Below are 11,681 nucleotides of genomic sequence, written 5' to 3' on the forward strand. Positions count from 1 at the left end.
CTTCAACAGCTCGGACGATGGCGCCGAATTCTTCGGCGGAACGGTGCGCATGAAGCACTATATCGCAACGGGCGCCGATGATGACAGCCTGGACGCCGACACCGGTATTCAGGGCCGCTTCCAATATGTGCTGCTGGTGCAGCGTCCGGGGCAGGGCGACGCGCTGATGGAAATCGACAGCAACGGTCTGGAAAGCGATACGCCGCGCCAGAATACCATCGTGGCGAACTTCACCGCGCTCCAGCCGAACGTCAGCAGCAACAACGAAGCCAACGATCAGGCCTCGATCCTCAATCGCGGCAACAGCGACCTGACGCTGGTCAACGGCATCATTGCCACGCCGAACAATGAATGCGTCCGCCTGCATGGCACTGGCAGCGCCTCGACCCGCGCTACGTTGACCGCCCGGTCGGTCCTGCTCCAGTGCAACGCGACCAAGTTCATCGGATCGGGCAGCGGCTCGACGGCCTATACCGCCTCCGATGTCGCGGCGATCTTCAACGGCAACAACAACAACGCGTCCTATACCGCTTCGCTGAGCGCCACATTCATCAACGGCGCCAACGAAACGACCGGCGTGACCGCTACCGATGCCAAGACGCTGGACGCCTGGTTCGACACGACGACCTATGTCGGAGCGGTCAAGGATGCCAACGACAGCTGGTATGCGGGCTGGACCTGCAACTCGTCCTTCGCGCCGTTCGACAACAGCAGCACCGCGCGCCGCGCCTGCACCTCGGTCCCGCTCTAAGGCCGGACTGAACGGATACGGGGCGGGATGCGGCCTTCATCGGCCGCATCCCGCCCCGAAACGCACATGATGACAATTAGGGGACTTTCGATGGCGACGCCGCTCAACTTCGCGGGCCTGCTGCTTCTTTCTTCCGCGCTGGTCGCGCCGGCTGCGCTTGCGCAGGAAACCGCCGCTCCCGCCGATGCCACTGCAAACGCTGATCCGGCGGCCCAGCCCGGCCGTTCAGCCACCGAATCCGTGCCTGACGTATCGATCCCCGGCTCCGACATCATCGTCACCGGCCGACGCGGCTCCAACATTCAAAAGAGCGCGCCTGCAGTCGTATCGATCCTGTCTTCGGCAGACATCGCGCGGACCGGCGACGGCAATATCGCCGGCGCACTGGGCCGCGTCACCGGCCTCAGCGTGGTCGGCAACGGTTTCGTCTATGTGCGCGGCCTTGGCGACCGCTATTCGCTCGCGCTGCTGAACGGTTCGCCCTTGCCCAGCCCTGAGCCGTTGAAGCGCGTCGTGCCGCTGGACCTGTTCCCGACCAACATCGTGTCCTCCTCGCTCGTGCAGAAAAGCTATTCGGCCAACTATCCCGGCGAGTTCGGCGGCGGCGTCATCAACCTGACGACCAATGTCATCCCCGCCGAAAGCTTCCTGACGGTCAATGGCGGCATAGGGGCCAATGACGAGAGCAACTGGCAGCTCGGCTATAGCTATTATGGGAGCAAGAGCGACTGGACCGGCTTCGACAATGGCAGCCGCGACCTGCCGCCTGCGTTGGCAGCCTTCTTCAGAAGCGGAGAGCGGATAAGCTCCGGCAACGTCGATACGCCGGAAATTGCGGGGCAACTCGTCCGTTTCAGCAATGCGACGGTACAGAGGATCACGGACCTCGACCCCAATTACTCCGCGACCATTTCTGGCGGCACCTCCTTCGATCTGGGCGGCTCGGTGCTGGGTCTGATCGCGACCGCCGGTTACAGCAACAAATGGGTCGTGCGCGACCAGCGCCAGCAAAATTCGATTACGCCGGATCTGTCGGCGCTCAATTCGGATTTCCAGCGGGTCACGACCGACAACCGCATCATCGTCAACGGCCTGATCGGCCTGGGCCTGGAGTTTGGCGGCAACAAGATCCGCTGGACCAACCTCTATATCCGCGACACGCTGAAACATACGCGACTGGGCATCGGCAACACCCAGACCCAGCCGACCTCCGACATCATGGAGCAGGATACCGCCTGGTATGAACGGCAACTGATCGACACGCAGGTCGTCGGCGAGTTCAAGCTCAGCCCGCAGCTCAGCCTCGATGTGCGCGGCGGTTTCGCCAATTCGCAGCGCGAGGCGCCTGATGAACTGTCCTTCGAATATATCCGAACCAATTCGGATGCTGATCCCTATGGCGATCTGTTCATCAACCGGCTGAACGGCAACACCGGCCAGACCGCGACGATCAGCTTTTCCGATCTGAACGAGGATCTGTGGTCGGGTGGCGCTGACCTGACATGGCGGCCGTTTCCAGCATTGAGCCTGACGGCGGGCTATGCCTATCTCGACACCAACCGCACCAGTTCGCGTCGCGACTTCCAGTTCCGTGCCTCAAGCGACATGCCCGAAGGCGTGGGCGTGTTGCGGCCCGACCTGCTGCTGGCACCCGGAATTGTCGATTATTATAATATCGGCATCATCGAAACCAATGAAGGCAATCCCGCCTTCCGCGCGACGCTGAAGAACCATGCCGGTTATGGCAAGGCGAACTGGCAGATCACGGATGAACTGTCGATCGATGCGGGCGTCCGCTATGAGACCGCCAAGCTGAGGGTTTCCCCTTTGCAGGTGTTCAGCACGCCGGGCGCCAGCACCGCCGAAACGGAACTGAACAACAATTACTGGTTGCCCAGCGCGACGCTGACCTGGCAGTTGCGCCCCGACATGCAGGTCCGCCTGAACGCGTCCAGAACGATCGCGCGGCCGCAGTTCCGCGAGTTGATCTACCAATTCTACTTCGATCCAGACAGCAACCGCCGCTATCAGGGCAACCCCTATTTGCAGGACAGCAAGCTGTTCAACGCGGAAGCGCGCTATGAATGGTATTTCGCGCGCGACCAGCGCTTCTCGGTCGCGGGCTTCTTCAAGAAGATCGACAAGCCGATCGAGACCTTCATCACGCTTAACGGCGACAATTTCATTACCAGCTTCGCCAATGCGCCCAAGGCCAATCTCTATGGCGGCGAAGTCGAGTTGCAGAAATATGTCGACCTGTCGGGCGTAGGAAGCGATCCCTTCTTCGCCTCCCGGCGGTTGGTCGCCATCGCCAACTATACCTATACCAGGTCGAAGCTGAAGGTTGGCGCCGACGACACGGTGGCGGTGTTCGGCGCATCCTCTACGCTGGCGACCGACTATTTCCGCGATGGGGCCTCGCTGACCGGGCAGTCGGACCATCTGGTCAATTTCCAGCTGGGAGTCGAGGATCAGGAAAGTCTGTCGCAGCAGACCTTCATCCTGTCCTATGCCAGCAAGCGCGTGACGAGCCGCGGCCTTGCCAACCAGAACCAGCCGGATGTCTATGAATATCCGGGCCTGAATCTCGACTTCGTGGCGCGGCAGGGCGTGCATGTGGCGGGCCGCCAGTTCGACGTGAAGTTGGAAGCGCGCAACATCTTCAGCAATGATTATAAGGAAACGCAGTCGAACGGCACCAACCTGGTGATCTACAACGCCTATCGGATCGGGCGGACGTTCAACTTCTCGCTTTCGACCACCTTCTAAACCCTGTGGGGCCTCCCGTGGCGCGGCCGATCCGTTCTGGCGGGTCGGCCGTTTCGATTCCGGCGGGATTTGGCGCTGCTGCCGGGTTTATGATACAGGCGTTTTTCCATCGGCCGGGGCCATGGGAAGCGCAGATGAGCCGGGAAATCGAACTGAAGCTGGAGCTGGCGCACGAGGCGGCGGACGTCTTTGCGCGGCTGGCGCTGCTGCCCGGCGAAAGCGAAGTGGCGGATTTGCAGGCGGTCTATTTTGATACGCCCGAGCGGGATCTTGCGAAGCATGGGGTCAGCTTGCGCGTCCGGCGGTCGGGGGATCGTCTGGTCCAGACGGTGAAGGCCGATGGAGAGTCCGGCGCCGGGCTTTTCGCGAGGGCGGAATGGGAAATGCCGGTCACTGGAGACATGCCGGTGCTGGACGCGCGCACGCCGGTAGCGGCATTGCTGGGGGAGGCGGCTCAGGCGATCGAGCCTGTCTTCCATGTCGATGTTGAGCGGCGCACATGGCTCGTTCGGCAGGACGGGGGCGAGATGGAACTGGTGCTCGACCGGGGACAGGTCAGCACGGGCGAGCGGCATGCGCCCATCTGCGAGGTCGAACTGGAACTGAAGGCGGGCGAGCCGTCCGTCCTGTTCGACCTGGCGCGGCGGATCGATGGAGAAATTCCTGTCCGGCTGGGCGTCCTTACCAAATCGGAGCGCGGCTACAGGCTGCGCGACGCAGTCAGCGCATCAGCAAAGGCCGAGCCGCTGACGCTTGATCCCGACGTCTCCTTGAGGGAGGGCTTTGCGCGGATCGTTTCGGCCTGCTTGCGTCATTACCGACTGAATGAGGCGCTGCTGCTGGACCACTATGAGCCAAAGGCGCTGCATCAGGCGCGGGTGGCGATCCGGCGCCTGCGGTCGGCTCTTTACCTGTTCAGACCAGTGCTGGCCGGGGAGGATGCGGCACGCTTTCAGGGCGAACTCAAATGGCTGGCGGGCGTGCTGGGCGAAGCGCGCAATCTGGATGTGCTGGCCGAGCGGATCGATGCGGAGGATTTGCGCGCAAGGCTGGAGGCGGCCAGGGTGGCGGCGCATGGCCGGGTTGCGCAATGGGTGCAGTCGGCGCGCGTGCGCGCCTTGATGATCGATCTGGCGGAGTGGCTGGCACGGGGAGCCGTGCTGGATCAAGGGCTGGCGGTCGATCTGGCGGCAAAGCGGTTGGGCAAGCTCCATCGGAGGATCGCAAAGCATGGCGCGCGTCTGGAAAAGCTGTCCGACGAGGCGCGGCATGAGGTGCGCAAGGACGCGAAGAAGCTGCGTTACGCGTCGGAATTTTTTGCCGGTCTGTTCGAAAAAAAGAAGCAGCGGCGGCGGCAGTGCCGATTCGTCGCTGCGCTGGAGGAAATGCAGGAAGGATTGGGAACGCTCAACGATCTTGCATCTGCCGCGGAGATTTTGGCGCAGATCGGGTTGAACGGCGGGAAGGCGGGGGCCGTCCGGCCGAAGAAGAAGCGCAAGTTGCTGGCCGCGACGGCGCGTGCGCAGGCGGCGCTGGTGCAGGCCAAACCATTCTGGTCGTGATCAGCGCCAGGGCTTCTCGCGATACCATTTGGTGATGATATGCTTGACGCCGCTGCGGACTTTCATGCCGTGGTGGATGCTGGCCGGGTTGTAGGCGCCGGGCGACAGGCGGTTGTTCCAGGCGAGAAGCTTGCCGGTTTCGGGTTGAACCGTCTTGCCGATCTTCGTGAACCGGGTTGCGCCGCCTGCTGCTGGTACGTTCAGATAGACCATCAGTGTCCAGGTGCGATTGCCCGCCACCGAGCAGAACTGGTCATAATCGGCGCCGCCAGGTTCGAAATAATCGGTATGCGCCTTGAACTCCTGACCTACGGCATAGCGCTGTCCCTGAATCGGCTCGCCATAGACCGGGTCGATGCCCACAAACGCGGCGAGCTTTGAGTCGATCGTGGCGATGAAGGGATCGGCAGCGTCGAGATCGCAGGTTTCGCTGGTGCGGAACGTCCCGTCGCCATTGGCGTCCGCGATGGTGGAGGGGCGGCGTCTGGCATCGATCCGTCCGATCAGCTCTGCGCATTCTTCCGCGGACAGGAAGCCGCGCTGGATGAACAGGGTGAGATCGCGGCTGGGCACGCGCTGAATGCGGGGTCGGGATGCGATCCAGGCGGGATCCGCGTCCGGCGCTGAAGGAGGCGGGAAGTCGGCCATGATGGGTCCTGAAGAGGCTTTGGCAAGATACGAAGAAGCCAATCGTTGCTATCCCTCGCCGCTCGAAATGCAAGTGCTGCCGCTTCCGCCGTTGCGCTTGTAACGAAAGCGTCACACAAATGTCATCCAGCAGTAAAACCAGTTGCCTAGCAGGCATCGGTATCAAGGGGGATTGCTACAACTCATGCGCGTGCCGTTCGGCGACCATATCCGGAATTTTGGCGGGCGGCTGCGGCCGATCGACTGGTTGTCGGTGGCGGAAAAGCTGCTGCTGGGCCTGTTGGCGCTGCAATGCGCGCGGCTGGTCTGGGTGGTGCTGACGCCGGTAGGCAGCTTTGGGTCCTGGGAAGGCCGTCAGGCGCAATTTCTCTCCATAGCGGAGAGACAGGCGCTGTTTTCCAGCTTCGATCCCTTTTACCGCAGCGGACCGCAGCAGCCGGGCGGGGGCGTCGTGACGTCTCTTGCGCTGACGGTATACGGCATCAGGCTGAATGAAGGGTCTGGGCTTGGTTCGGCCATCGTGGCGGGACCGGACGGCGTGCAGAGCAGCTATGCGGTGGGCGAGGAAATCCTGCCGGGCGTCAGGCTGAAGGCCGTCGCCTTCGATCATATCACCATCGATCGCGGCGGGGCGGAGGAGCAGGTCTTCCTCGACCAGTCGCAGCCCGCGCCCACTGCCGCGCCCGGCGCTGGGGCACCTGCCGGTTCGCCGCCGCCCGTCATTGGCATGGACAATCCGACCGCCGACATGCTGAAGCGCGACGTCGGCTATGCGCCCCGGATGCAGAATGGGCGGGTCACCGGCCTGATCCTGACGGCCAGGGGGCCGGGCTTCCGGAATGCCGGCTTCATGCCGGGCGATATCGTTACCCAGATCGACGGCCAGCCGGTCGGGTCGGTGGGTGATCTTCAGGCGTTGCAGGGCAAGTTCGTGCCCGGCGCGCATATTTCCCTGACCGTAGAGCGCGGCGCTGCCGTGTCGTCGGTCAATCTGACTCTGCAAGGCCAATGACCAGAAAATTGCTTCTTTCCGCCGCCATGGCCCTTGCCCTTGCGGCGCCCATCGCTTCGCCCGTCATGGCGCAGCAGACGCTGAACGTGCGCGACGCCGATATCCGGGCCTTCATTCAGGACGCCGCGCGCGTGACGGGGCGGACCTTCATCATCGACAATCGCGTGCAGGGGAAGGTGTCGGTCGTGACTGACCGGCCGCTGTCGCGGTCGGAATATTTCGAGATTTTCCTGTCGACCCTGCGCGCCAACGGATTGGTCGCGGTGCCCGCGCCGGGCGGGGCCTATCGAATCCAGCCAGCGGACGGCGCGGCAGGGCAGCCGAGCGCCGTGGGCCGGGCGGCCAATCGCAACCAGTTCGTGACGGAGGTGTTCCGCCTGCGCTCCATCGACGCGGCGAGCGCGCTGGAAACGCTGCGGCCGCTGGTGAGCAAGGATGGTTCGGTGACGGCCAATCGCGCGGGCAACAGCGTGGTGGTGGCGGACTATGCCGACAATATCGGGCGCATCCGTCAGGTGATTGCGCGGATCGACCGGGACACGGCCTCGACTACGACCGTCCTGCTGAAAAATGCCGGGGCGCGGGAGATTGCGACGTCCCTGCAGGCGCTTGTGACGACGGGCGGGGAGGGGGCGGCCAAGCCCGCGACCATCGTGCCGATCGACAGCAGCAATGCCGTCGCGATCCGGGGCGATGCCGGGACCGTGGCGCGGCTGGCGCAGATGGCGCGTGATCTGGACCGGCAGGCGGCGAGCGGGACCGAGATTCGGGTCTATTGGCTGGAACATGCCGATGCGGAGAAGCTGCTGCCCGTCTTGCAACAGTTGATCGGGCAATCGACGGCGTCGGCGGTGACGGCTTCCACCCCGGCTGCGGGAGGGGCGCCATCGGCGGCGCCCGCGGCGGCTTCCTCCGTCGTGGCGAGTTCGGGCGGGTCGAGCGGCAGCGGAATTTCGACGCGGGGACCGGCCATCGTCACGCGCTATGAGGGCGCCAACGCGATCATCGTTGCAGCGAGCAGCGACGTGCAACGGATGCTGGGTGAGACGGTGCGCCAGCTCGACACACGGCGCGAGCAGGTACTGGTGGAGGCGATCATTGTCGAGATCAGCGACGCCGCAGCCAAGAAACTGGGCGTGCAGTTCCTGATCGGCAGCACGTCGACCGGCTTTGCGGCGACGAACTATTCCAACGCGTCGCCCAATCTCTTGACGCTGGCCGGTGCGGTGGCGGCCGATAAGCTGGGGACCACCAAGACGACGGTGGTCGCCGCTGACGGCACCACCACCACGACCGAAACGCAGACCAACAGCGATCTTGCCAGCACGCTTCAGCAGGCTGCGATTGACAGCCTTTCCAGCGCGACCGGCATCATCGGCGGCCTGGGCACGCAGATCGGCAAGAACGGCATTTTCGGGGCGATCATCAATGCGGTGAAGTCCGACACCAACAGCAATGTGCTTTCGACTCCGTCGATCATGACGCTGGACAATCAGAAGGCTTCGATCCTCGTCGGCCAGCAGGTGCCGGTGACGACGGGCGAAGCTCTGTCGCAGAATTTCGACAACCAGTTCCGTACCGTCCAGCGACAGGACGTCGGCATCAAGCTGGAGGTGAAGCCGCAGATCAACACCGGCGGCGCCATCAAGCTGTTCCTGAAGCAGGAAGTATCGAGCGTCGCCGGGCCGGTTTCCAACAGCAACAGCGACCTCATCATCAACAAGCGCGAGATCGAGACGACGGTGACCGTCGACGATGGCGAGATTCTCGCGCTGGGCGGCTTGCTGGACGATAATGAGCGGCGGACGATCGAGCGGATACCGCTGTTGTCCGACATTCCGGGACTGGGCGAACTGTTCAAGTCGCGGTCGAAGAGCCGGACCAAGACGAACCTGATGGTCTTCATCCGGCCGACCATATTGCGGTCGAAGGAAGACGCGAAGAGGCTCACGCAGCAGCGTTATGGCTACATCCGGGGCATGCAGTTGCAGCGCAATCCCGATGCCGAGCCGAGCATCGACGAACTGGTTCGTGATTATATGGGCGCGACGCCGCCCGCTGCTGCGGTCCAGCCGGGCGATGCGGTGGTGCAGCCGCCGGCAGAGATTATCGAACCGACCGCACGCCAGTCGAGCGGCGTCGTGCGTCCCGTCGAAATTCCGGCCAGTGAGGGCAAGCCGTGAGTGAAGCGACAGCCGCAGAGTCTGATCCGTTTTCGGCCCATGTCGCGCCTCGCGCGGTCGACATTCCCTATGTCTTTGCGCGCAGGCACGGCGTGGTCATGTTGCCGCTGGACGGCGACCGGCTGACCATTGCGGTGCGCGAGGGGAGCGATCCCCGCATATTGCTGGAGGTGCGGCGGCATCTGGCGCGCAGTTTCGACGTGCGCTTCGTCGATGCGGCGCAGTTCGACCGGCATCTGTCCGACCATTATGCGATGGAAGGCAGCGCGGCGGCGATGGCGGGGTCCATCGACGTCGGAGCCGATGAACTGGACATATTGGCCGCCGATATTCCGACGGCCGACGATCTGCTCGACAGCGCCGACGATGCGCCCGCCATCCGCCTGATCAACGGCATCATTGCCGAGGCGGCACGGCAAGGCGTGTCGGACATTCATATCGAGCCTTATGAAACCGGGCTGATCGTCCGCATGCGCGTGGATGGCGTGCTGCGGGAGACGCTGCGGATGCCGCCGCATGTCGCGCCGGTCGTGGTGAGCCGCATCAAGGTGATGGCGCGGCTCGACATTGCCGAACGGCGCGTGCCGCAGGACGGGCGGATCGGGCTGACCCTGGGCGGGAAACTGCTCGACGTTCGTGTTTCGACACTGCCGAGCCGGGCGGGGGAGCGGGTGGTGCTGCGTATTCTCGATAAGGAGAATGCCGGCATGAACCTCGATCTGCTGGGCATGGCGGGCGCGGCCGACCGGATTTTCCGGGAGGGGTTGCAGGAACCCAATGGCATCATTCTCGTCACCGGGCCGACCGGATCGGGCAAGACGACGACGCTCTATGCGGGTTTGCGGCAATTGAATGACGGGACGCGCAATATCCTGACCGTCGAGGACCCGGTCGAATATGCGATCGAAGGCGTCGGGCAGACGCAGGTGAACGCCAAGGTGGGGTTGACCTTTGCGGCGGGGCTTCGGGCGATTTTGCGGCAGGATCCGGACGTGGTGATGGTCGGCGAAATCCGTGACCGGGAGACGGCGGAAATTGCCGTGCAGGCCTCGCTGACGGGGCATCTGGTGCTATCGACCGTGCATACCAATGATGCGGTGGGCGCCATCACGCGAATGCGCGACATGCGGGTGGAGCCGTTTCTGCTCGCCTCGACCCTGCGGGCGGTCATTGCGCAGCGGCTGGTGCGGCGGCTCTGCCAGCATTGCCGCGAGCCGGTGCAGGCGGACAAGTCGGCCAGCGCCCTGCTGGGTTTCGATCCGGGCACGATCATCTATCGGGCGCGCGGGTGCGAGGAGTGCAACGGTTCGGGCTATAAAGGCCGGATCGGCGTGTTTGAGGCGATTCGGGTGGACGACACCATCCGGCGGCTCATCAATGACGGTGGCGATGAATCGCTGATTGCGCGCCATGCGTTTCTGAATACGCCGAATCTGGGGTCGGCGGCGCGGGCCTTGGTGCGCGACGGCCAGACCACGGCGGAGGAAGCCATTCGCGTGTCGCGGCGCGATGCGGCGGAGGTGGAAACCATCGCCGATGGCTGAGTTCGACTATATTGCCATCGACCCGGCGGGCAAGGAGCGCAAGGGGGCGATCAGGGCCGAGACGGTCGAGGATGCGCGGGCGAAGCTGGATGCGCGCAAGCTGTTCATCGTGCGGATCGAGCAAGGGGCGGTGGAGAAGGCCCGCAAGCGGGCGGGCTTTTCGCTGCGGACGCCGCGCCTGTCGGCCAAGGAACTGACCCTCTTCACGCGGCAGTTGTCCACGCTGATCCAGGTCAGTCCGCTGGAAGAAACGCTGCGTACCATCGGGCGGCAGAGCGAGCAGGACCATGTCCGCGCCATTGTCGGCAAAGTGCATTCGGGCGTGCTGGAGGGGCGGCGGTTGGCCGATGCGCTGGGCGCGGAGCCGAAGAGTTTTCCGGCGCTCTATCGGGCGATGGTTTCGGCCGGTGAGAGTTCGGGCAGCCTGCCCACGATCATGGAGCGGCTTTCCGACCTCATGGAGCGGCAGGCGGTGATGCGTTCGAAGGTGCTGACCGCCATCGCCTATCCGAGCGTGCTGGCGGCCTTTGCGGTGTGCGTGGTCGCGGCGCTGATGATCTTCGTCGTGCCCAAGGTGGTTGAACAGTTCGATACCGTCGGGCAGCAATTGCCGCTGCTGACGCGAATGGTGATGGCGATTTCGGCCTTTCTGGCGGGTTATTGGTGGTTGCTGCTGATCCTGATCGGGCTTGGCGCTTTTGGCTTCTGGCGGGCGCTGAAGGTCGAGACTTTTCGCTATCGCTTCGATGCGATGCTGTTGCGGCTGCCGCTATTGGGGCGGCTCATCCGTGACCTGCATGCGGCGCGGATGGCGCGCACGCTTTCGACCATGGTGGCCAGCCGTCTGCCGTTGATGGAGGGGCTGTCGCTCACCACGCAGACGGTGCACAACCGGGTGCTGCGACAGGCTTCGGAGGAGATTGTCGAGGCCATTCGCGGCGGCGGCAGTCTTTCGGCGGCGCTGCGGCGTGCGGGCGTGTTTCCGCCGCTGCTGGTCTATCTCGCGGCGAGCGGCGAAAGCGCGGGGCGGCTCGACACGATGCTGGACCGGGCGGCGGACTATCTGGAGCGGGAGTTTGACAGTTTCACCTCCGCCGCGCTCGCCATGCTGGAGCCGGTCATCATCATCGCCATGGGCGGCATTGTCGCCGTGATCATCCTGTCTATCCTGCTGCCCATCCTGCAATTGCAAAGTCTTACAGGTGCCTGAAT

The 11,681-nt window shown here is 63.8% G+C and carries 7 protein-coding genes and 1 pseudogene; 7 read left to right on the top strand and 1 reads right to left on the bottom strand.

What is annotated here, in order from left to right:
* The 3 genes and pseudogenes from ACFC3J_RS13980 to ACFC3J_RS13990 all read left to right on the top strand — a co-directional run.
* Positions 1 to 751 (top strand): annotated as a pseudogene (locus ACFC3J_RS13980) (hypothetical protein); the annotation flags it as partial.
* A 90-nt stretch (positions 752 to 841) separates the two neighbouring features.
* Positions 842 to 3,520, top strand: a complete 2,679-nt coding sequence (locus tag ACFC3J_RS13985; protein WP_375196771.1) for a TonB-dependent receptor domain-containing protein — start codon at positions 842 to 844, stop codon at positions 3,518 to 3,520.
* A 134-nt stretch (positions 3,521 to 3,654) separates the two neighbouring features.
* Positions 3,655 to 5,082, top strand: a complete 1,428-nt coding sequence (locus tag ACFC3J_RS13990; protein WP_375196772.1) for a CHAD domain-containing protein — start codon at positions 3,655 to 3,657, stop codon at positions 5,080 to 5,082.
* Here the strand turns inward: ACFC3J_RS13990 and ACFC3J_RS13995 are convergent, their stop codons facing one another.
* A complete protein-coding gene (locus ACFC3J_RS13995; protein ID WP_375196773.1) occupies positions 5,083 to 5,730 on the bottom strand; it encodes a prolyl hydroxylase family protein in 648 nt (215 codons plus the stop codon).
* Between the two features lie 184 nt (positions 5,731 to 5,914).
* Between ACFC3J_RS13995 and ACFC3J_RS14000 the strand changes: the two genes are divergently transcribed.
* The 4 genes from ACFC3J_RS14000 to gspF are packed head-to-tail and all read left to right on the top strand — an operon-like array spanning position 5,915 to position 11,679.
* The gene (locus ACFC3J_RS14000; protein WP_375196774.1) at positions 5,915 to 6,742 is read left to right on the top strand and encodes a type II secretion system protein N; all 828 of its coding nucleotides are present in this window, start codon (positions 5,915 to 5,917) and stop codon (positions 6,740 to 6,742) included.
* Positions 6,739 to 8,925, top strand: a complete 2,187-nt coding sequence (gene gspD, locus ACFC3J_RS14005) for a type II secretion system secretin GspD (RefSeq protein WP_375196775.1) — start codon at positions 6,739 to 6,741, stop codon at positions 8,923 to 8,925. Before ACFC3J_RS14000 ends, gspD begins: the two co-directional genes overlap by 4 nt.
* Entirely contained in the window at positions 8,922 to 10,469 is a 1,548-nt protein-coding gene (gene gspE / locus ACFC3J_RS14010; RefSeq protein WP_375196776.1) for a type II secretion system ATPase GspE, read from the top strand. The genes gspD and gspE overlap by 4 nt, the downstream gene beginning before the upstream one ends.
* Positions 10,462 to 11,679, top strand: a complete 1,218-nt coding sequence (gene gspF / locus ACFC3J_RS14015) for a type II secretion system inner membrane protein GspF (protein ID WP_375196777.1) — start codon at positions 10,462 to 10,464, stop codon at positions 11,677 to 11,679. Before gspE ends, gspF begins: the two co-directional genes overlap by 8 nt.
* The last annotated feature ends 2 nt before the right edge of the window (positions 11,680 to 11,681 follow it).

The sequence above is a fragment of the Sphingobium sp. genome (assembly GCF_041987595.1).
In the GTDB taxonomy this organism is placed as follows: Bacteria; Pseudomonadota; Alphaproteobacteria; order Sphingomonadales; family Sphingomonadaceae; genus Sphingobium.

What these genes read in the sequence shown, in the direction of transcription:
- gspD (WP_375196775.1), top strand. Translation starts at nt 6,739, where the DNA reads ATGACCAGAAAATTGCTTCTTTCCGCCGCCATGGCCCTTGCCCTTGCG.
- ACFC3J_RS14000 (WP_375196774.1), top strand. Translation starts at nt 5,915, where the DNA reads ATGCGCGTGCCGTTCGGCGACCATATCCGGAATTTTGGCGGGCGGCTG.
- ACFC3J_RS13985 (WP_375196771.1), top strand. Translation starts at nt 842, where the DNA reads ATGGCGACGCCGCTCAACTTCGCGGGCCTGCTGCTTCTTTCTTCCGCG.
- ACFC3J_RS13990 (WP_375196772.1), top strand. Translation starts at nt 3,655, where the DNA reads ATGAGCCGGGAAATCGAACTGAAGCTGGAGCTGGCGCACGAGGCGGCG.
- gspF (WP_375196777.1), top strand. Translation starts at nt 10,462, where the DNA reads ATGGCTGAGTTCGACTATATTGCCATCGACCCGGCGGGCAAGGAGCGC.
- ACFC3J_RS13995 (WP_375196773.1), bottom strand. Translation starts at nt 5,730, where the DNA reads ATGGCCGACTTCCCGCCTCCTTCAGCGCCGGACGCGGATCCCGCCTGG.